The organism is Cupriavidus sp. H19C3, assembly GCF_049393815.1.
In the GTDB taxonomy this organism is placed as follows: Bacteria; Pseudomonadota; Gammaproteobacteria; order Burkholderiales; family Burkholderiaceae; genus Cupriavidus.
In genome coordinates, this window is the sequence record NZ_CP184985.1 from 1,978,077 (window position 1) to 1,998,519 (window position 20,443).

General features: G+C 63.0%; 17 protein-coding genes. 4 read left to right on the forward strand and 13 right to left on the reverse strand.

Annotation, left to right across the window (positions count from 1 at the left end; genetic code table 11):
- Positions 1–1,461: a TolC family outer membrane protein gene (locus DFLDMN_RS09235; protein ID WP_423198164.1), complete on the forward strand. Its 1,461-nt coding sequence runs from the start codon at positions 1–3 to the stop codon at positions 1,459–1,461.
- Positions 1,462–1,519: 58 nt separating this feature from the next.
- A complete protein-coding gene (locus DFLDMN_RS09240; protein WP_423198165.1) occupies positions 1,520–4,621 on the forward strand; it encodes a family 78 glycoside hydrolase catalytic domain in 3,102 nt (1,033 codons plus the stop codon).
- On the opposite strand, the gene DFLDMN_RS09245 is transcribed toward DFLDMN_RS09240, so the two are convergent.
- The 13 genes from DFLDMN_RS09245 to DFLDMN_RS09305 all read right to left on the reverse strand — a co-directional run bounded on the left by DFLDMN_RS09245 (position 4,589) and on the right by DFLDMN_RS09305 (position 17,760).
- Positions 4,589–5,473 carry a methyltransferase domain-containing protein gene (locus tag DFLDMN_RS09245; protein WP_423198166.1) on the reverse strand — a complete coding sequence of 295 codons (885 nt, stop codon included), beginning with the start codon at positions 5,471–5,473 and terminating at the stop codon, positions 4,589–4,591. The genes DFLDMN_RS09240 and DFLDMN_RS09245 overlap by 33 nt on opposite strands.
- A 23-nt stretch (positions 5,474–5,496) precedes the next feature.
- Positions 5,497–5,859, reverse strand: a complete 363-nt coding sequence (locus DFLDMN_RS09250) for a hypothetical protein (RefSeq protein WP_423198167.1) — start codon at positions 5,857–5,859, stop codon at positions 5,497–5,499.
- Positions 5,856–7,022 carry a dTDP-4-amino-4,6-dideoxygalactose transaminase gene (gene rffA / locus DFLDMN_RS09255; RefSeq protein WP_423198168.1) on the reverse strand — a complete coding sequence of 389 codons (1,167 nt, stop codon included), beginning with the start codon at positions 7,020–7,022 and terminating at the stop codon, positions 5,856–5,858. Before rffA ends, DFLDMN_RS09250 begins: the two co-directional genes overlap by 4 nt.
- A gap of 5 nt (positions 7,023–7,027) precedes the next feature.
- The gene (locus DFLDMN_RS09260; RefSeq protein WP_423198169.1) at positions 7,028–7,681 is read right to left on the reverse strand and encodes a class I SAM-dependent methyltransferase; all 654 of its coding nucleotides are present in this window, start codon (positions 7,679–7,681) and stop codon (positions 7,028–7,030) included.
- Between the two features lie 48 nt (positions 7,682–7,729).
- Positions 7,730–8,428, reverse strand: a complete 699-nt coding sequence (gene purN, locus DFLDMN_RS09265; protein WP_423198170.1) for a phosphoribosylglycinamide formyltransferase — start codon at positions 8,426–8,428, stop codon at positions 7,730–7,732.
- On the reverse strand, positions 8,425–9,342 hold the full coding sequence (locus DFLDMN_RS09270) for a glycosyltransferase family 2 protein (protein WP_423198171.1): 918 nt from the start codon (positions 9,340–9,342) through the stop codon (positions 8,425–8,427). Before DFLDMN_RS09270 ends, purN begins: the two co-directional genes overlap by 4 nt.
- Positions 9,339–10,028, reverse strand: a complete 690-nt coding sequence (locus tag DFLDMN_RS09275; RefSeq protein ID WP_423198172.1) for a WbqC family protein — start codon at positions 10,026–10,028, stop codon at positions 9,339–9,341. The genes DFLDMN_RS09270 and DFLDMN_RS09275 overlap by 4 nt, the downstream gene beginning before the upstream one ends.
- A 13-nt stretch (positions 10,029–10,041) precedes the next feature.
- Complete coding sequence (locus DFLDMN_RS09280; RefSeq protein ID WP_423198173.1) at positions 10,042–11,247, reverse strand: hypothetical protein; 1,206 nt, start codon at positions 11,245–11,247, stop codon at positions 10,042–10,044.
- Positions 11,248–11,297: 50 nt separating this feature from the next.
- The gene (locus tag DFLDMN_RS09285) at positions 11,298–12,590 is read right to left on the reverse strand and encodes an O-antigen ligase family protein (RefSeq protein ID WP_423198174.1); all 1,293 of its coding nucleotides are present in this window, start codon (positions 12,588–12,590) and stop codon (positions 11,298–11,300) included.
- 87 nt (positions 12,591–12,677) lie between these two features.
- Positions 12,678–13,493 carry a DUF4377 domain-containing protein gene (locus DFLDMN_RS09290; protein WP_423198175.1) on the reverse strand — a complete coding sequence of 272 codons (816 nt, stop codon included), beginning with the start codon at positions 13,491–13,493 and terminating at the stop codon, positions 12,678–12,680.
- A 505-nt stretch (positions 13,494–13,998) separates the two neighbouring features.
- Positions 13,999–15,291 carry a lipid IV(A) 3-deoxy-D-manno-octulosonic acid transferase gene (gene waaA, locus DFLDMN_RS09295; protein WP_423198176.1) on the reverse strand — a complete coding sequence of 431 codons (1,293 nt, stop codon included), beginning with the start codon at positions 15,289–15,291 and terminating at the stop codon, positions 13,999–14,001.
- Positions 15,291–16,394: a lipopolysaccharide heptosyltransferase I gene (gene waaC / locus DFLDMN_RS09300; RefSeq protein WP_423198177.1), complete on the reverse strand. Its 1,104-nt coding sequence runs from the start codon at positions 16,392–16,394 to the stop codon at positions 15,291–15,293. Before waaC ends, waaA begins: the two co-directional genes overlap by 1 nt.
- Positions 16,375–17,760 (reverse strand): phosphomannomutase/phosphoglucomutase, encoded by a 1,386-nt coding sequence (locus tag DFLDMN_RS09305; RefSeq protein ID WP_423198178.1) that lies wholly within the window; start codon positions 17,758–17,760, stop codon positions 16,375–16,377. Before DFLDMN_RS09305 ends, waaC begins: the two co-directional genes overlap by 20 nt.
- Before the next feature lie 204 nt (positions 17,761–17,964).
- On the opposite strand from DFLDMN_RS09305, the gene DFLDMN_RS09310 reads away from it, so the two are divergent.
- Both DFLDMN_RS09310 and DFLDMN_RS09315 read left to right on the forward strand, forming a co-directional pair.
- A complete protein-coding gene (locus DFLDMN_RS09310; protein WP_423198179.1) occupies positions 17,965–19,113 on the forward strand; it encodes a glycosyltransferase family 4 protein in 1,149 nt (382 codons plus the stop codon).
- A gap of 1 nt (position 19,114) precedes the next feature.
- Complete coding sequence (locus DFLDMN_RS09315) at positions 19,115–20,431, forward strand: exopolysaccharide biosynthesis polyprenyl glycosylphosphotransferase (RefSeq protein WP_423198180.1); 1,317 nt, start codon at positions 19,115–19,117, stop codon at positions 20,429–20,431.
- Positions 20,432–20,443: the final 12 nt, after the last annotated feature.

Sequence of the window (20,443 nt, forward strand, 5' to 3'; positions counted from 1 at the left end):
ATGAGTCTCGCGCCAAAGTCACTGGCACTCTTCGCGTGGCTGGTGCTGTTGCAGGTACCCGTGTCGTCCGCCGCGGATCTGCTGCAGGTCTTTCGCGATGCGCAGTCCAACGATGCGCAGTTTGCGAGCGCCCGCGCGCAACTGCTGGCGACGCGAGAGCGGCTGCCTCAGGCGCGAGCCGGACTGCTGCCCAATGTGGCGGGCTCGGCCGGCTCCACGCGGTCCAAGGTCGACCAGCATGCCCCAGTGGAGGCAGACCGTTTCATCAACAACAGCCTCTGGGCGCTGCAGCTGACCCAGCCTCTGTTCCGCTGGGACCGGTGGGAAACGTACAAGCAGGGCGAACTGGCCTCGCTCGCGGGCGAGGTGTCGTTCCTGCAGGCGCAGCTCGACCTCATCACGCGCGCGTCGCAGGCCTACTTCGACGTGCTGGCCGCGCAGGACAACCTGTATCTGGCGCAAGCGCAAAAGAAGGCCATCGGCGAGCAGCTTGAGCAGGCCAAGCGGAATTTCGAGGTCGGGACCTCAACGATCACCGACGCCAACGACGCGCAGGCCCGCTACGATCTGGCCACCTCCACCGAAATCGCCGCGCAGAGCGCGCTCGAGGTCAGCCGCGCCACGTTGCAGCAGATCACGGGCAAGCCCGTCGATGAATTGCTGGGCCTGCGCCCACAGGCGCAGATTCCGGGACCCGTGCCGGCCGACGTCAACGCGTGGGCGTCGCAGGCCGAGCAGAGCAACCCGCAGGTCAGCCTGGCCAACTACAATCTCGAGACCGCGGAGCGCGAAACGAGCAAGGCGCGCGGCGGCCACCTGCCCTCGGTCGATCTGGTCGCGTCGTACGGCTATACCAACGCCACGGGCACGCAGACGCAGATCGTCAACCAGGCCGCCCGCTACAACAGCTCGCAGGTTGGGGTCCAGCTGACTATCCCGATCTTCGCCGGCGGCGCGATCCAGTCGCGCGTCCGCGAGACGCTGGCACTCGCCGACCGGGCCGCGGCAGACCTCGAGTTTGCGCGCCGCACCGCCGCGCAGAACGCGCGCCAGACCTATTCGGGTGTGTACAACGGACTCGCGCAGGTCAAGGCGCTCGAAGCCGCCGAGCGCTCGGCGCTGAGCGCGGTGGAGTCCAACCAGCTTGGCTATGAAGTCGGCGTGCGCATCAATATCGATGTGCTGAACGCCGAGGCGCAGCTGTTCCAGACACGGCGCGACCTGTCGAAGGCGCGCTATGACACGATCATGAACGGTCTGCGGTTGAAGGCGAGCACGGGCGTGCTCTCGGAAGACGACGTGGTGCAGATCAACACGCTGCTGACCGAGCACACGGGCGCCATGTACGAACTGCCCGATTGGAAGCGGCTGAACAACCTCGGCCCCCGGAACAACGCGCCGGGCACGCCGCGCGTTACGCCGCCGAGCGCTGGCCCGAACAGCGCGCCCATCGTACGCTAGCGAGCGGCGTCGCGGGGGACCCGCAGCCCCTTATACTGAAAGCCTTAGATTGATCTCGATGAAGATTGCAAGACCACTTGTCGTCCCGGTACTTGTTGCCGCGCTCGTTGCTGCACTGCTCGTCGCGGCGTTTGCTGCTTGGCGTGCCCTACGCACACCCGATCGCAGCGATATCCGCATTACGCAACTCTCCACCGAGTACGCCGTCAACCCCCTCGGCATCGATGCCGCAAAGCCGCGGCTCGGCTGGAAGCTCGAATCGGCTAGTCGTGGGCAGTCTCAATCGGCCTACGAAATCCGGGTAGCCACTTCGCCCGCAAAGCTCGATACCCCGGACGTCTGGCAGAGCGGCAAGATCGCCTCCGGCGAGTCCGCGCTGGTCACCTACGGAGGACCGTCGCTCCAGTCGCGCGCACGGTACTACTGGTCCGTGCGCGTTTGGGATGCAAAGGATCGCCCCACCGCGTGGAGCGATGCAGGCTGGTGGGAGATGGGCCTGTTGTCGGACGCCGACTGGAAGGCACAATGGATCGGTCACGACCAGCCACTGCCACTACCGCCGGCATACGGCCGACCGGACGATCCGTCCGAGCTGAAGGCAGGTGACACACAGGGACAAGCTTTCACGGTGATCACTCCGGTCAAGTCGGTGTCGATTCTAGTGCCCACGTTCCAGACCGCGGATTCGTCCCTCACGCTCACACTGTATCGCGAAGGCCCCGAAGGCGCCTCCGTCGCCACCCGGCGCTACGTCAACATACGCGACGGGGACTGGCTGACGCTTACGGCTTCCAGCCCGCTTGCACCCGGCCGGTATTACCTCGAAGCGTCCGATGTCAGCGGCAAGGTAGGCTGGTGGACATCGAAAGGGCACGACTACGATTTTGGCACCGCCTATGCGAACCGGAAGCCGATCGCGGGTTTCCGCAAGCTGCGTCTGGACGGCGCGGTGCCGGCTACCACCCGAGATTTCAACCCGCGGCTCCGCCAGACGTTCACGGCACCGAAGGCCGTGCGCTCGGCGCGCCTCTATGCCTCGGCACTCGGCCTCTACACGGCACGTATCAACGGCAAGCCCGTGGGCGACGCGCTGTTCGCGCCCGGCTGGACCGATTACAAGCGGCGCGTGCAATATCAGACGTATGACGTCACGGCGCTACTGCAGGCGGGCAAGAACACCCTCGCGGTGCAGCTTGCACCCGGCTGGTATGCTGGACACGTTGGCGCATACGGCATTGGCCAGTACGGGCTGATGCCGGCCGCGCGACTCCAGCTCGAGATCGCCTACGAGGACGGCACGTGCGACACCATCGTTACCGACCAGAACTGGAAGAGCCATGTCGGCCCCTTCATCCAGGCCGACCTCGTCATGGGCGAGTCGTACGACGCGCGCGAGGATCATGACGGGTGGGATCGATCAGACTTCGACGATGCCGGCTGGCAGCCGGTCCGCATCAAGCAGAACGTCCGCGCGAAGATGGTGGCACAGGTGGACCCGCCCGTCCGCGCAGTGCAAGATCTGACGCCAATTGCGGTCCGCAGGACCATATCGGGCGCCTACGTCTATGACATGGGACAGAATATGGTCGGCACAATCCGGCTACGCGCGACGGGGCGCGCCGGGCAGGTCCTCACGATCCGCCATGCCGAAGTGCTCGATCGCGACGGCGCGCTCTACACGGCCAACTTGCGCTCGGCAAAGGCCATCGATACGTACACCATGAAAGGAGGAGGCGAGGAAACGTACGCGCCCACGTTTACATTCCACGGCTTCCGGTATGTGGAGATCAGTGGCGCCAGCACCCAGCCCGAGATTGTCGGGCGCGTCATGCATACCGACGCGCCGATGACGCTTCGATTTTCGACGGGCGTGACCATGCTCGATCGCCTGCAGCGCAACATCACTTGGGGTCAGCGCGGCAACTTCCTGTCGGTGCCCATGGATACGCCCGCGCGCGACGAACGGCTTGGCTGGACAGGCGACATCGCCGCATTCGCAGGCACCGCCGTATACAACATGGCGCTCGCGACGTTCCTCGACAAATGGCTAGTCGACCTGCGGGACACTCAATCGGCGGACGGTGAGTACGCCGCAATCGCGCCGATTGGTGACACCATGGCGGTGGACAAGGCTGCGCCAGGCTGGGGTGATGCCGGCGTCATCGTGCCGTGGACGGTCTTCGAGCAATATGGGGACCGCCGCGTGCTGGCCGAAAACTTCGACGCGATGACGCGCTGGCTCGCATTCCTCGACAAGAACAGCACCAACGGCCTGCGCCCCGCCACAGGCTACGGCGACTGGCTGAACCTCGACGACGATACGCCCAAGGATCTGGTTGCCACGGCATACTTTGCCAACAGCGCAGCCATCGTGGCTAAGGCTGCTGCCGTGCTCGGCAAGGACGCCAAGCCCTACGACGCCGTGTTCGAGCGCGCGCGGAATGCGTTCCAACGGGCCTTCGTGGAGGCGGATGGACGCTTAAGGGGCGATACGCAGACCGCCTACGTGCTGGCGCTGACCATGGACCTGATACCGGCCGAAGCGCGCAAAGCCGCGGCGAACCGGCTGGTGGAGCGCATTCGCCAGCGCGACTGGCATCTCTCAACGGGCTTCCTTGGTACGCCTCGTGTACTGGAAGCGCTATCGGCCAACGGGCATGCCGAAGCCGCCTATCGGGTTCTGCTGCAGACCTCGTACCCGTCGTGGGGCTACCAGATCGAGCATGGCGCCACGACGATGTGGGAACACTGGGACTCGATCCGGCCCGACGGCACTTTCCTCGATCCGAACATGAACTCGTTCAACCATTATGCGTTCGGTGCAGTGGGGCAGTGGATGTACCAGAACATCGCCGGGATTCGATTGGATACGCCCGGATTCCGCAGTATCGTCATTCGTCCGCTTCCCAGCGAGTCCGTTTCCAAGGCCGAAGGCAGATACGAATCGCCGTATGGGCCCATCGAATCGCGGTGGAAGGTCGAGAATGGTCTGTTCGATATCCACGTGTCCATTCCCGTGAATACGACGGCAGAGGTTTGGGTCCCCGTACGGGAAGGCCAGAAAGTGAACGCCGACGGCGCTGAACGCGTGCGCGCGACGGAAGGCTTCACTATCTACCGCGTGGGCTCAGGCACATACCATCTCTTCACGGGTCGCTGATCCGAAACGCTTGTCGATCCGGCAGTCGATGATCGGAAGCACAGCTGCGGGCAACATGGCGGGCAACATGTGCAAGCGCGTGCGGACCAGCGCCCCAATGCAACGCCGCAGCATGGCTGGCCGCCGCGCAGCGTACTCTGCATCGTGTGCCACACGTTCCAGTGCTCGGGTGAGCAGACGACGATCGAAGCGGACACTTAGCTCGGGGCGACTGCGCAATACGCGCTTTATCTGTCCCACCGTGATCCAGTTCAGCGAATCCCAGGTCCCTCTCGGATCTTCAAGGTGGGCATAGCTAAAGATTCTGCTGCCCATCCATCGCTCCGTAAGGCGTTTGCCGAGGAGCGTCGGCATATTGAAATGCGGCTCGTAAGGAAATAGATAGTTGGGGCATGTGAAGTGGTAGCACGCCCCCACACGCAGCCCGCGAGTCACTCGCTCGATGACTGCACCGACATCGCGCACATGCTCCATCACATTGATCGAGAATGCGAAATCGTAGCAGTCGCGCTCGTCGAATGCCTCGGCCGGACGTGCCACTACGCCCGGCATGCATTGCATTTCGGTAGCCAGGGCAGTGACGAGGGACTGCATGCGCCGAAAATGCGAAAAACCCTCGCCGACGGGCTCAATCGCCGTGACGTCAAATCCTTCGCGCACGAGCTGGCAACTGAGGAGATAGGCGCCCGCACCCGTCTCCAGTACCGCGGCGTTGGGCGGCAGTCGGGCAAGATCTTCGGCAATGAAGTTGCGGCCAAAGCGTGCTTCACCAGCGTACACGTCAAACATAGGAAGCAGATCCGGGGCATCGCGCTTGATGCGCGCACCCACGGCATTCAGCCAGACTTCCATGTCCTGAGGTGTCCGCGAGTTGCTCATATCTGGGAAGAGGTACCGATCACGATCCCTGCAAGAATCAACCCTGCAGCAAGAACCTTGGGGAGCGCCAACGACTCACCGAGCAACAAATGCCCGCCGGCGATCACCATGACAAACGTCACACCGATGTAGACCGGAAAAGCGATGGTGAGCGGCAGCTTTGTCACAACGAAGAGCCACGCCACCGAGGCCCCCAGCGCAGCGAGATACGCCGAGAGAATCAGTGGGTCCGAAAGCATTATCGCTATCTTGCCGGAGAGACTTGCAGGCATCGATATCGACGCCGCTCGCCATTTCACCATCAGTTGGCTATACGCTACCAGCACGGCGACCGGAAGAATCAGGAGGTACGAGGTCATGCGCGGCGTTGCGATTGGCAAGCAGCAGCCAGCATATCGACGATCCGCTCCTGCTGCGTCGGCTTTAGACCGACCCACAGCGGCAAACGAATCAGCCGTTCCGCTTGACGGTCCGTGGTCTCGAGCGGTCCGTGCGCACGGCCATAGCGCCGTCCTCCCGGCGAAGAATGTAGCGGAACATAATGAAATACTGATTGGACACCGCCCGCCCTGAGCGCGGCCAGCACAGCCTGGCGATCGATCCCCGGTGCCAGCAGCACGTAGTACATGTGTGCGTTATGGCCACAGTGTTCCGGAATGAACGGCCGGCGCATCAGGCCTTCGGCCTCGAGCGGTGCCAGCAACTCGTGATAGCGGCGCCAGGTCGCAAGTCGCGCCTGGAGGATCTGCTTCGAACGCTCGAACTGCGCCCACAGAAAGGCCGCAATCAGTTCGCCTGGCAGGAATGAAGAACCCACCTCTTGCCAAGTGTATTTGTCGACCTGACCACGGAAGTACTGACTGCGATCCGTGCCCTTCTCGCGAATGATCTCCGCGCGAGCTACATGCACGGGGTCGTTCACAAGCAAGGCCCCGCCTTCGCCCGAGATGACATTCTTCGTCTCGTGGAAACTCAACGCACCGAACGAACCAATGCTGCCCAGCTTGCGGCCACGATATGTCGACTCTAGTCCCTGCGCGGCATCCTCGACCACGGCAAGCCCATAATTGTCCGCCGTTTCCATGATGGCATCCATCTCGCATGCCACACCGGCATAGTGCACCGGCACGATCGCCCGCGTGCGAGGCGTGATCGCCTGCTCGATCAGCGTCTCATTGAGATTGAGCGTGTCCTCGCGGATATCGACGAACACCGGGACACCACCCCGCAGCACGAAGGCATTCGCTGTCGACACGAATGTGTACGATGGCATGATGATTTCGTCCCCCGGCGTGATATCTAGCAATAACGCTGCCATCTCGAGGGCCGCCGTACACGAGTGTGTCAGAAGCGCCTTTTGCGTCTTCGTATGATTCTCCAGCCATTCATGGCAGCGCTTGGTAAACGGGCCATCACCGGCAAGACGATGGCCTTCGTTCGCTTCAGCGATATACTCGAGCTCCTTCCCTGTCATGTAGGGACGGTTGAACTCGATGTCATCACGCTTGTCGTCGTTCTTCATGGCTATTATTGTGCCGCCTTGCCGGCATACTCGGTCCCGCCGCCGTTCTCGCAAACGACGTGACAATGAGTGTAGGGAATCCAGATCTTGTGGCGTACCGTCGCGGTAACGCAACCGAACGCGGCACGGGCAATGAATTCGTAACCTTCGCGCGTGCGCACGTTCTGCCCACGGTCACTCTTCACCAGCCAGCGGGCCACTGGATTCTGATCGCCAGTCAGGCACGGGTCCAGCGTTACCATGCGGCCACCAGGTGCCAGTCGTGCGGAAACCATGCGCATCAACTCCAGCGCAGATGCATCGTCCAGGTGGTGCAACAGCCCAATGGCGATGACACGATCAAAATGCGGCAATCCCGCAAGATCGGCGGGCGTCATCAGCTTGCAATGGAACTTCGCATTCCTGCCAGCGAAACGGGATCGCGCCATCTCGATGTACCGCTCGCTGATGTCAAAACCGTAGTACGACACATCGGGAAGATGTGCGAGGATATCTGCCGGTCCACAACCGATATCGAGGATGCGCATGCCGTCCAGCGGCTGAAGATAGTCTTCGACATACAGCTCGCGATCCCGGGTTGCACCCATGAATTGCTGGAATGCCGAATAGACGGCCGGATGTGACAATACCGCACGTATTCCGGTGGTAACCTGAGCCATCAGACGATCTCTGCCGCTGGTAGGTCGGCGCACACTGTGAGGCCGACATTATATCGGGGCGGCGGGGTAAGCCGCCAAATCCCGCCAAAATGCTTCATCGAACGAAGACACGCCAAACGACAGCAGCGGGTTGAATCGAACGTCACGACCATGCACCTGAATGTCACGAACGCCGCCAGTGGCGTTTGCTGGTCTAAGCACGCTGGCAATCGCCTGTAATAGCGCCAGGCAGCCGCATCGGAACACGGTGTCCATCAACTCGCCAGCGGTGTCCCCGGGCTCGGTCGGCATGATGGCCTGCACGATGGGCCGCCCCGCATCGACCGCAACCTCGACGTGATGTGCGGTGACGCCCAAAAACTGGGCGCCATCGGCCAATGCCATCTCGACAGGCCGCGCACCTATTACTCCCCCATATGCTGGTAACAATGAGTAGTGAAGATTCACTAGTCGTCCGCGATACGCGGTCACGACAGAGACGCTGAGGATCTTGTGCACGTTGGTGACAACGAGATCCGGAGCCAGAGCGTCCAGCGCGGCGATCACCGGCGACTGCGAATCGCCGGAGAAATCCAGCACGTCCGTCGGAATCCCGTGATCGCGCGCGTACCGGTTGGCAAGGCACTCGCGATCGGTGAGGACGCCCCGTACCGAGGCGTCACCGAGGACGCCACGCTTCAGCGCCTGCACGACGAAGCGCAGATTGCCGCCGCCACCGGAACAGAGGAAAACGATGCGTCGCATCATGGTTGGCGCCTGTAGATCTGCCGAACGATCGTATAGGGCCGCTGCTTAGCCTCGGAGAAAATCTTCGACAGGTAAATGCCCACGCAAGACATCAGCATGCCGCCGATCAGCCAGATCGACGCCATAACGGAAGTCCACCCGGAAGGCGGCCGATTGAAGAATAGCCAATGGACAAGCAGCCATGCGACGTAGATAAGCGCTAGCATCGAGATTCCCAGCCCTACATAAAAAATTCCCACGAGAGGCGTATTGCTGAACGCCGTGATCGAATTGACGAACAGCGAAAACTTTCTGCGAAACGTATAGGTCGATGTGGCGTTACTCAGCTTGTGCACGGTCTTGGCAATCTGCTCAAAGCCAGTGATATGCCAAAGCCCCGCCATGAAGACTTCGCGCTCACGATGCTGCAATAGCGCGTCGACGTAGCGGCGTGTCATCACCCGCGCAGTGACGATGTTCGCGGGCAACGACATGTCAGTCGCCGCATTGAACAACGTCCAGAACCACCGCCCGGAAATACGCTCGAACCAGCCTCCCTTTCGCTGCTCTTGGACACCGTAAACCACGTCGCAATGCCGCTCGTTCAGTACCTGTCCAAAGTCCTCGAGCCAGGCGGGCGACTCTTCGAGGTCGCTGTCAATTAGAAACACATACTCGCCGCCTGCATGAGCAAGGCCCGTCATCATGGCCTTGTGATGCCCGAAGTTGCGCGATAGGTCAACGACAACGACGTGAGGGTCCTCGCTTGCGATTCCGATTGCAAGCGCGAGACTGTCGTCGGGCGATCCGTCGTTGACGATCACGATTTCGTAGTCGTCTGCGGCAAACTTGCGGGCAGCAGCCGTTGCACGCGCATGGAACTCGTGCAAGTACGCACGAGATCCATAGAGAGTGGTAACAATCGAGAGTTTCACGATTGGCCGGATTTCATATAGCGCGCGGCCTCCCTGCCGCAGTTGAACAGGAGGTCGAGAATCGACACTTCATGTACGAATGGTCCCCAAAGCTGAGGGTATTCGGGATAAGGCCCGTACTGCATCCACGCGACGCCCATACCAGCAGCCCGAAACGCCGACTCGTCGAGATAGCCACGGGCCGATGGCCCCGAAACGTAGACGTCGCCACCGGCCTGCCTGCATAGATCGACCAACCGCTCCGTCTTGCCTTCCACGAGCATGTAATCCCAGGAGTTGCGAAGAGTTGTCTCGATTCGGAGATACCTGCAGATGGACTCGATCAGCTTCCGATTAAACGAAGACAGATCGCTGCACTGGTTCGCCAGGTAGATCGGCTCTAGCCACTGTGCAACATCGTCGAAACAGGCCGCTGCACGATAGTTCAGAGACAACGTCTTCCAATGCTGCTCTGACCAGTTCGTCGCGGGTAGCTGCACATCGCGAATCCGCCGGTGGATATTCCCTCCGACGGGAATACTTAGCCACGGCGTTCCAGCCGGCGTCTTGATGCGATTGCGATTTCTCCAATCGTTCTTGGTGAACTGCATATCATCGTAAAAGATGAACTCATCGACCGCCGCGATGATCTCGAAGTACCCCTTCCAAGGGATATAATTCGACTGCAGAATTGCTACGCGTTTCATTCCGCGCGCCCCCTCAGCCCGCGCGCTCGTTCGTCATGTCCCACCTCGGATAGAACGGGGCATGTGACGCTTGCGCGATCGTAGTGAGGTTGAACATGATCAACAGTGACAGCGCGAAACACCACACCGTGAAAGCGCGCTCCGAGACAGGATTCGAGGCGATGTTGACGATACTCCAAGCGACCAGTGGCCCAATGAGCACCGCATCGTAGAGATACGGATGAATCGACACGGCTTGTGGCCAGAACAGCAACGTCAGTGCGTAGAACGTGAAGAGGTTGACCACAAATGGCCATTGCGTGGTTTCCTCCGGTACCGGCTGGGCGATGCGGTACTGGCGGACGGACAGCCATTGCATGACGACGATCCCCAGTGGAATCAGGATCAGGTAGAAAGGACGCCGGAACTGGGGAAACAACACGGAATTGACGGCGTTGCTAAAGAATCGCGTGTCGCCATCCAGCCCCGCCCGAAACGCCCAGGAACTGTTCTCACTCGCGAAGCCAAGCCACTTGAGCACAAGCACGGGCTGCATGTAAATTGCCACCGAGAGCGCTGCCAGCAAGGGAGGCACCAAGAGCGTACGGAATCTGGGCATCCGGCGGCGGCCCGCCATTTGCATGCACAGACCGACCGCAAACAACGCGCCTGCCATCGGCATAATCAGCGCGGTAACGATCGCCCAGAACCAGAATGCGCGACCGCCCCAATCTCGTTCGCTGGCGAAATGGCTGAGCATGACCAGGGCAGGCATGACAAAAATAAAACCATTGTCGACGTTGAATTTGCCCAAGGCGATCCAATAGGTCGGCAACGTGGCCAGGTAGACGAAGCCCAACAGAAGCAGCAGCATCTTGCCACGATGCCAGTTCTCGAGGCGGCGGTGCGCCACAAAGCCAACGGTCAGCACCATCGCGGTCATGGCCAGCCAGCCCGCCGTTAGCCGCATGCTCAACGCCGGCACGTGCTGCGCCACATGGTTGAGCAAATCCATGAACCACAAGTAAAGCGTGGCATGGTTGGCGTAAGCCGTTTTGGTGTCAAAGCTCTCTAGACTGTAAAAGACCAGAAACCCATGCTCGCGGAGCGCATGAGTGTGCCAGATGGGAAACGTACCGTCGCGCAGCCGTTCGGGAAGTGGATCGATTGCAGCCACCATGGCAGCAAAGCCATAGTGCCGGGCCGCAAGCATGCCAATCAGGCCGGCGAGCACCACCATAGTCAAGAACAAGTCGAGGCGAACGCAACGATTCCCGTTTTTGTGAGTTGTCATATCTTGGAAGAAGCGATCCCCTCGTCCGTCAAAGGCTGGTCCCGATGACCGGTGTTCCGTGCGTCCGTTACCACGGCCTCGTGTGCGGCCAGCGCTAGCAGCAATCCTGTCGTCCCGGCATAGAACACCATATTGGCCTGATGCGCGGTCGTAACCTGCGTCAGACCGCAGATCAGCGAAGCGCCCACAGTGCCCAGTCCCGCCCAACACAGGCTCTCGCCACGCGCGTTACCCTGGCGCCGGCAAGCTGCCAGCGCGCGCCCAAACAGCGCGGCAGGCACGAGGAAAATTCCCAGCAGCGCCAATAATCCCGGGACGCCCATGGTCGACGATGCCTCGATCACATCATTGTGTGCATGTTGGAGGACGCATGCCATTGACGTCGCAGTCTGGCAAAAATCGGATGACGTCAGGATGCGGGCGAACTGCCCAACGCCGACACCCGTCCACGGATGCTGGACGAAGTAATGCACCCCAAGGGTCCAGATCTTTAACCTGGTACCCACGGAAGTCTCGATGTTACCCTGTTCGTACATCCGAACCTCGTCCACGGCCTGACCGACGCGATGCGAGACAGGATTGCCAGGCACCAGCACCGCCGCCGTTACGATCGCCGCGATGCATGCCGACACGATGCCTAGCATGCGCCAGCTGAACTGGCGATGGCGCACTAGCAGCAGCGGCAACAGCACCACCAGCAGTGCGACGAACGCGCCTCGCGTACCGTTGAGCGCGAGAATCAGCATGGCGCAAAGGACGTTGCCCCACGCCTCCATGTGCGTGCGCCGTTCCTGCCCGGGCCGCGCGAACCCGACCAGCGCAAGCGCCGTCACCATGTTGGCAAAGGCGATGGCCTGCACGAAGGCAGAGGGGCGTTCGTAGCCCAGCCCGAACTTCTGGTACGCGACGATCGCGAGTGCGCCCAGCAAGCCCACGGAAACACCTCGCCAGAGCCATGCCGGATTGGGCGTCCATCGTGCCATAGCCCAGCATGTCACGATCGCCAGCAGCGCGCGCGACGGGTTGTCGAGGACGTCCCAGTGCGTATGGTGATAGAGCTTGGATGCGAGGTAGACGGCAAGGAACAGGAAGACGGTCAGTCCTAGCGGGCGCAGATAGGCCGCATGGTCACGCCACGCGGCGCCCATCATCCGCCATCCCGCGACAGACAGGATGACGACGCCGGCCATAAAGACGCCTGCTCCCCGTGGCGCACACAGGAGCAGAATCGGAAAGGCGAAGATGAGGGTGTCGGCGATCGTCGGTAGCCGGTTCTTGCTGGCATTCATACGCAGGCATGTGAGGTCGCGAACCCACAGGCAATGTCACGCCGCCAGGGTCCTCGAAGTCGACCCCACATTGTAAACGATTGGCGTTCACCCCCCTCGCCGTCGCTCTTCCACCTTCAGCAGTTGCCACCGGATCGATGAGGCATCGGCCGGCGGATTCGGGACGCGATATTCGCGCACGCGCAGCTTGTAGGCCACGCCGGGCTCGAAGTCGAGACCTTCGATCGGGCCGTACCAGAGCTTCCAGGCCGCGTCCGCGGACTCGCGCCAGCGGTAGCACTGCATGCGGCCGACGCCGGTGCATTCAACGCGCTGGGAATCGATGTAGACGATCTTTTCCGTCCCGGAGGCGGCATCGATCTTCGCGCCACGACTGCCCACGCCCTCGCGCTCGGCGAATTGCAGCAGATCGCCATCCGCGGTTTTCCAGATGATCTGGCGCCCCTGCGGCGTGGCCGAAGGCTGGGTTGCGACGGTCGTGAACGGCGACCGCATCGTGTGCAGTAACGCGGTCTCGAATGTCATGCGTTCGTCGGGACAGGCCATGCGCGTGCCGGCAATCTTGTCGAAGCGGATGCCGGTGGACGTCTTGCCGTAGCTGCCCGTGAAACGATTGCAGCCGCTGTTGCCGCTGACGGTGCCCTGCGAGGCATCGATGCCGCTATTGAACTCGAAGACGACCGGCTGCCCGCTATCGGCGCGCGGCAGCTCGCGCGGCGCGCCGTCGGCATGCTGCCAGCGCACGAGTTCCCAGCGCTCGGGACCGTCCGAATGCGTTTGCGAAAGGCTCGCGCCGGCGGCGGGCGAATCGGGGTTGGTCGTCGTCGCGCATGCGGCGAGGAAGGCAACGGCGGCAACGGGGACTAGGGTCGCAAGCCCAGGTAAGCGCTGAACTTTGTGCATAATCCGCTCCTTTGTTCTCTGCGTGGCGTCACTTACATGGCGAATTTACATGATGCGGCAGCGCGCGCGCTGTAATCGGACGCCGGGGCCCAGGTCGCCACTGCCGGTCGCAACACCCATGCCAGTACGCGATGGCGCGCGCGATGGGATCTGGTACCTCCACGAAGTCGCCCGCGCGCCCGCGCTGACGCTGACCGGATGGTCCGTTGGAGGGTTCCGGCGGGATCGCGCATGCAATTCGGAAGACCGTTGAAGGATACCTGGCAACCGCCCGCGCAGACATTCGCACGCCGGCGCGCCTTGGCGGACGCTGTGTATTCCGCCGGTAGAACGTTACCCACGGGGGACAAACGCCTGCTTTACAGCAATACCGGCGCCATCGATCGCAGCGACGGGACTGTCATCGGCAAGCGGGGGACGTTCGATGCCGCCAGGCATTTGTACGCCATGGCGGTGGATCTGTATGGGACGTTTCCACTTTACTAGCCAGCATGCCCGCCTACGGTCACCGCAGTGCGGGAGCCAGAGTGGACAGCGTTCGCGCGGTCGCACCGCGATGCATACCCGCGAAGGCCAGCGCGTTCGCGCGCATCTCGCCCAGCGCCGCGCCATCGGCAAGGATGTGCGCGGCGGTGGTGATCAGCACGTCGGCGTTGTCCACGCGCTCGCATGCCCCCGCGGCAATCGCATCTTCGGTGGCCTGCGCGAAGTTGAACGTATGCGGGCCGATCAGGACCGGCGTCCCGCACGCGCACGCCTCGATCAGGTTCTGGCCGCCGAGCGGCATCAGGCTGCCGCCGATAAAAGCAATGTCCGACGCCGCAAAGTACATCGGCATCTCGCCCATGGAATCACCCAGCACGATGTCGGCCGTGATGGGTGAGCGCCACCCGGCGTCGGCGTCGAGTGTGCTGCGGCGCTGTACGGTAAAGCCGAGCCGCGCAGCCAGTGCCGCCACTTCGTCGAAGCGTTGCGGATGGCGCGGCACCAGCAGCAGCAGCGGACGATGCTCACCGGGCCAGCGGATGAATGCATCGAGCAGCATGGCTTCCTCGCCCTCGCGCGTGCTCGCTGCCGCCAGCACGGTGCGTTGCTTGCCCGACGTGTCCCGCACCGCGTGGCGCAGGGCCTTGCCGCGTGCCAGCAGTGCCTCGGGCGGCTGCATGTCGAACTTGAGATTGCCGGTGATCGTCACGCGCGTGATGCCCAGCGCGCGATAGCGCTCCGCGTCACCTGGCGTCTGCGCGAGGACCTCGGTGAAGTTCTGGTAGATCGCCGTGGCCGCGCTGCCGAAACGCGCCGTCCGCCGATAGCTGCGCGGCGAGAGCCTGGCGTTGACAAGGTAGAGCGGTACACCGGCCTCGCGTGTGCCATGCACGAGATTTGGCCAGACCTCGGTTTCCATCAGCAGCGCCGCCTCCGGGCGGAAATACTGCAGGAAACGCCGGACGAGCCAAGGCACGTCGTACGGCACGTAGCACTGCTGCACGCGTACGTTAGTCCCAAACAGTTGCTGCCCGGTCTGGCGGCCCGTGGGCGTCATATGAGTCAGCAGCACCCGATGATCCGGATGCGCTGTCAACAGCGCCTCCACGAGCGGCTGCGCGGCGCGCGTCTCGCCGACCGATACCGCGTGGACCCAGAGCCACGGGCCCTTGGAAGGGATATCGTCATACCGGCCGAGGCGCTCGCCCACGTGACAGACGTAGCCGGGCTCCTTGCGCGCGCGCCAGACGAGGCGCAGCAATGCGACCGGAAGAATGACTATCCACAACAACGTATAAACCCACCGCAACATCAGGCCTCCGCACCCCGCACGCGCCTTGCCGCGGCATGCACTTCCTCGACGGACGGCACCATGCCGTCGTCCCCCACGTTGGCAATGCGTGCGGACCAGTAGCCCTCGGTCTTCCAGCGCCACGTGGCCGTATAGATTTCCACCGTCGGCCGGCACAGCGCCGCCGAGATATGCACGAGGCCGGTATCGACACCAATCACAACCTCCGCGCGATTGATCAGGCCGAAACCTTGCATTACCGAGAAACGCGGCAGCACGCGCGCCCCCGGGATGCCTGCGGCAATCTCCTCCGCATCGCGGCGTTCGGCGGCATTGCCCCACGGCAACAGAACAGTCAGCCCTTCCGCCTGGAGCCGGTTGCCCAGTGCATGCCAGTGAGGGACCGGCCAGCGCTTCTTCGCGCCGGCCGTTGCATGAAAGCAGACCGCATAGCGCGCGGGCAGATCGGCCCACAGCGCATCATCGACATGCAGCGCGCGCGCGCGCTCACCAAAAAATTTCGGCGGCTCGGGCGGCGCCACGGCCGTCAGCGCGGCGCCGAGCAGGCGCGAGCGCCGGACCGAATGGGTCTGGCGCGGCACCTGGATGGGGGCGGTATAGAACAGCCGCGCGGCAGGTTCGTAGCCCGAGCCCTGCGTGGCATTGCCGAGCCCGATCACGGGCGCGCCTGCCACACGCGCGGCGGTCCGCGCCACGACGGCGGTCTTCAGCAGCCCCTGTGTTTCGAGCACGGCGTCGTAGGGCCGCGCGCGAATCGCATCGCGCAACGCGCCGAGTTCATGCCACGTGTCGCGCCGGTAGAACCTCTTGCGCCAGCGCCGCAACGCGAACGGAATCACGTGCGAGACCTCGGGCAGCAGGCGCACGAGGTCCACGTAGCCCTCTTCCACGACCCAGTCGATTTCGCACGCGGGCCAGCGCGCGCGCAGGTCGTGTACGAGCGGCATGTTGTGGACCACGTCGCCGAGCGACGATACCTTGACGATCAGGATGCGCCGGGGCGCGGCATTCGCCGGCAGGGCATGTGGATATGCCGCCGGCGACAGATCGTTCGCCGGCGCCACGAGCGGCTGCGTCATCCGTTCAGAACGGGAGCTGCGCATCCGGTTTCTCGGCCAGGATCACCCGCTTGAACTCGGCCTGGATACGCGCGAGCGCCGCGTCGTTGTCCGCCTCGAAGCGCATCACCACGACTGGCGTGGTGTTCGACGGCCGGGCCAGGCCGAAGCCATCGGGATATTCCACACGCACCCCGTCGATCGTGATGACCTCGCGCGCACCGTCGAACTTTGCGTTCGCACGAATCTTGTCGAGCAGCGCGAACGGCTCGCCCTCGGCGCACTTGAGCTGCAGCTCCGGCGTGTTGTTGGCGTTCGGCAGCGCATTGAGTACGGCGCTAGGGTCAGCATGGCGCGACAGGATCTCCAGGAGCCGCGCACCCGTGTAGAGGCCGTCGTCGAAGCCGTACCAGCGATCCTTGAAAAACACATGGCCGCTCATCTCGCCCGCGATAGGCGCGCCCGTTTCCTTTAGCTTGGCCTTGACCAACGAATGGCCGGTCTTCCACATTAGGGGTTCGCCGCCATGCTCGCGGATCCACGGAGCCAGCTTGCCCGTGCACTTTACGTCGTAGATCACCTGCGCGCCGGGGTTGTGCGAGAGGATGTCCTCGGCAAACAGCATCAGTTGGCGATCGGGGAAGATAACCTGACCATCCTTGGTCACCACACCGAGGCGGTCACCGTCGCCATCAAAGGCGAGGCCAAGTTCGCAATCGGTTTCGCGCAGCGCCTTCATCAGGTCCTGCAGGTTTTCGACGTGCGCGGGGTCCGGGTGATGGTTCGGGAAATTGCCATCGACGTCGCAAAACAACTCGACGACCTCGCACCCGAGCCTGCGGAACAAGTCGCCCACGAACGCGCCGGCCACGCCGTTGCCAGCGTCCAGCGCGATCTTCAGCGAACGCGCCAGCTTGACGTCGCCGACGATGCGGTCGAGGTACTGCTGGCGGATGTCGACGAGCTTGTAGCTGCCGCCACCTTTGCCGAAATTGGCGACCTCGATGCGCTGGCGCAGGTCCTGGATCTGCTCGCCATAAATCGCCTTGCCGGCGAGCACCATCTTGAAGCCGTTGTAGTCGGGCGGGTTGTGGCTGCCGGTCACCATGATGCCGGAGGTTGCGCGGCGGCCATCGATCTCGATATTGGTGCCAAAGTAGACGATCGGGGTCGCGACCATGCCGAGGTCGATCACATCGACGCCCGCCGCGCGCAGCCCCTCCACGAGGCCACCGAGCAGGTCGGGGCCCGACAGCCGGCCGTCGCGGCCGACGACCACGGACTTCTCGCCGAGTTCAACCGCGGCCGAACCGAACGAGAGGCCGATCTGACGGGCCACTTCCACCGTCAGCGTCTTGCCGACGATACCGCGAATGTCGTAGGCCTTGAAGATCGAGGGGTCAATTTGCATAGATCGTCCTTAGGGAGTGCGGCGCATTAGTCACATGGCAGGCACTGCAAGGGGGGTTGTCCAAAGGCGCCATTTTGCCGGATTGCGGCGACGACGGCAGTTATAATCGCCGAGTTCCATGCATCCGGCCACCCGATTTCGTCTGATCTTTGCGAGAACAATGGAATCGGGAGCCAGTCAACCGGAATCTCCCTCACAACCTTCGTGCCTATAACTCCTTCCGTTCCAATTCGCCCCCGGATTGCCTATCTGATCACGAACTCCGAGATCGGTGGCGCGCAGTCGCATCTGGGCGACTTACTCCGCGCGCTACAGGGCAAGACCGAGGCAACGGTGCTCGCCGGCGGCGACGGCCCCCTCTTCGCCGCCGCACATGCCGCGGGCGCGAACGCAGTGGTCTTGAAACGGCTCGACAACACGCTGTCAGCGTTGAATGCCATCGCGGCATTCCGCGAGGTCTTACGCGCACTCAAAGCCGCGCGCCCCGACCTGATCCACGTCCACAGCGCAAAAGCCAGCGCACTGGGGAGGCTCGCGGGCTGGTGCCTCCGTGTGCCAGTGGTATACACCGTGCACGGATTCGCATTCAAGCCTGCCGCACCGATCGTCCGACGCCTGGCGGCGCGGCTGACCGAGTGGTGCTTGGCCCCGCTGACGACCCGGCTGATATGTGTCGCCCAAGCCGAACGCGCCCTTGCTGCATCATTACCCATTCCTCCACGGCATATCGAGGTGATCCGGAACGGCATTCCCGACACGCCGCTGCGCGCAAACCCAGACGCGCCATTGCGCCGCATCGTGATGGTGGCGCGACTGAAGGCGCCCAAGCGTCCGGACCTGCTGATCCGCGCATTTGTCGAGGCCAACATTACCGACTGCGAGCTCGTGATCGCGGGTGAAGGCCCCGACATGGCCGCGTTGCAGACGCTCGTGGCAAGCGAGGCCTCGGGCCGCCACGTCACGCTTTGTGGAAACGTGGCGGATATTCCGTCGCTGCTTTCCTCGGCGCAAGCGTTTGTGCTGGTATCGGAGCACGAAGGTTTGCCGCTGTCGATTCTGGAGGCGATGCGCGCGGGTCTGCCGGTGATCGCCTCCGACCTGCCGGGCATCCGCGAGCAGCTCGACAACGGCGATGGCTGCCTGGTGCCGAACAACGACGTATCGTACCTCGCCGCAGCAATGCGTACGTTCGCCGCATCGCCAGAGCTTCGCGCCACCCTGGGCGCGCGCGCGCGGGCGCGTTGGGCACGTGACTTCCGTCTGGACAGGATGGCCGACGCGACCTGGCGTGTCTATCAGGATGCAATGGGCATGGAAGCGGCCGTTCCGGCAGCCGACAGCGAGGGTACCTGACGTGCACCTCGAAAAAGTGCCCACGCGCGTGCGCGATGTCTCCGGCAGCGCCACCTCGGAAACCGCACGCCGCGCCAGCAGAATGCTGAGCTGGGCCATGCTCGGCCTGCTCCTGTTCGGCCTGAACCTGATCTTTGCAGAAGGCTTGCGTCACGCGGGCATCGCCACCTACGTGTTCACACGCACGATGGCCTGGTCGATCCTGCCCTACCTGTGCACGTTCGTACTGCTGCACCGCTCCCTGCATCTGCCCTCCATCGAGGGCAACAGTCTCGTCGGCGTGGCCGGGACGCTGCCGTTCGCGTTGCTGCTGCTCGGCTTTGCCGCGTTCCATGTCGAGTTCTCGCGTGGCGCGATGCTACTCGGCTACCTGACCACACTTGCCTGGAGCGGCTTCGGCTACCGGCGCTTCGTGCAGAACTACGTGCCGGTCGTCGGCTATACCGATCCGCGCGCGCTCGCACAGCTCGAGGGCATTCTGTCCATGCCAGGCGCATCGGCACCGAGCGCGATGCGCTTTGTGCTGATCCGCTCGCTGGAAGACGCTGCGCACTGCGACGGCCTGATGCTCGACCGCACCGCCACGGCCGACCCCGAACGCACGCGCGCGCTGGCGCGCTTCAAGCTGGGCCACGTGCGCATGTATTCGGTGGAACGCGTCGGCGAGATGCTGACCGGCCGTGTGGGCCTCGCCCATATCGACGAGAACTTCCTCGACGATTACGCGCGACACTACCTGTATGGCTTTATCAAGCGCGTACTCGACGTCACCGCGGTGCTGTGCCTCGCGCCGTTCGCGCTGCCGGCCGCGTTGCTGACTGCACTGGCGATCCGTATCGAATCGCCGGGACCGGTATTGTTCCGCCAGACGCGCGTGGGCCGCTTCGACGCGACCTTCACCATGCTCAAGTTCCGCAGCATGGCCGTGCAGCAGGATGTGCCTGCGCAATTCGCGGCGCGCCACGACCCGCGCGTGACGCGCGTCGGCCGCGTCATCCGCAAGTACCGCCTCGACGAGCTGCCCCAGCTCTGGAATGTGCTGACCGCCGACATGAGTCTGATCGGCCCGCGTCCCGAGCAGGTGCCGATGGTCGATAGGTTCGCGGAGACCATCGCCTACTACCCGTACCGGCACCTCGTGCGCCCCGGTCTGTCCGGGTGGGCGCAGGTGCAGCAGGGCTACGTGGGCAGCCACGAGGAAACGATCACCAAGCTCAGCTACGACCTCTATTACGTCAAGCACTGTTCGTTCGCGCTTGACTTGCTCATCGCGGTCAAAACCGTGCGCACGCTGCTGACGGGATACGGGGCGCGATGATGGGTGAACAAC

What these genes read in the sequence shown, in the direction of transcription:
- waaA (WP_423198176.1), bottom strand. Translation starts at nt 15,291, where the DNA reads ATGTTGCGGTGGGTTTATACGTTGTTGTGGATAGTCATTCTTCCGGTC.
- purN (WP_423198170.1), bottom strand. Translation starts at nt 8,428, where the DNA reads ATGATGCGACGCATCGTTTTCCTCTGTTCCGGTGGCGGCGGCAATCTG.
- waaC (WP_423198177.1), bottom strand. Translation starts at nt 16,394, where the DNA reads ATGCGCAGCTCCCGTTCTGAACGGATGACGCAGCCGCTCGTGGCGCCG.
- DFLDMN_RS09235 (WP_423198164.1), top strand. Translation starts at nt 1, where the DNA reads ATGAGTCTCGCGCCAAAGTCACTGGCACTCTTCGCGTGGCTGGTGCTG.
- rffA (WP_423198168.1), bottom strand. Translation starts at nt 7,022, where the DNA reads ATGAAGAACGACGACAAGCGTGATGACATCGAGTTCAACCGTCCCTAC.
- DFLDMN_RS09285 (WP_423198174.1), bottom strand. Translation starts at nt 12,590, where the DNA reads ATGAATGCCAGCAAGAACCGGCTACCGACGATCGCCGACACCCTCATC.
- DFLDMN_RS09260 (WP_423198169.1), bottom strand. Translation starts at nt 7,681, where the DNA reads ATGGCTCAGGTTACCACCGGAATACGTGCGGTATTGTCACATCCGGCC.
- DFLDMN_RS09240 (WP_423198165.1), top strand. Translation starts at nt 1,520, where the DNA reads ATGAAGATTGCAAGACCACTTGTCGTCCCGGTACTTGTTGCCGCGCTC.
- DFLDMN_RS09275 (WP_423198172.1), bottom strand. Translation starts at nt 10,028, where the DNA reads ATGAAACGCGTAGCAATTCTGCAGTCGAATTATATCCCTTGGAAGGGG.
- DFLDMN_RS09280 (WP_423198173.1), bottom strand. Translation starts at nt 11,247, where the DNA reads ATGGTGGTGCTCGCCGGCCTGATTGGCATGCTTGCGGCCCGGCACTAT.
- DFLDMN_RS09305 (WP_423198178.1), bottom strand. Translation starts at nt 17,760, where the DNA reads ATGCAAATTGACCCCTCGATCTTCAAGGCCTACGACATTCGCGGTATC.
- DFLDMN_RS09250 (WP_423198167.1), bottom strand. Translation starts at nt 5,859, where the DNA reads ATGACCTCGTACCTCCTGATTCTTCCGGTCGCCGTGCTGGTAGCGTAT.
- DFLDMN_RS09290 (WP_423198175.1), bottom strand. Translation starts at nt 13,493, where the DNA reads ATGCACAAAGTTCAGCGCTTACCTGGGCTTGCGACCCTAGTCCCCGTT.
- DFLDMN_RS09245 (WP_423198166.1), bottom strand. Translation starts at nt 5,473, where the DNA reads ATGGAAGTCTGGCTGAATGCCGTGGGTGCGCGCATCAAGCGCGATGCC.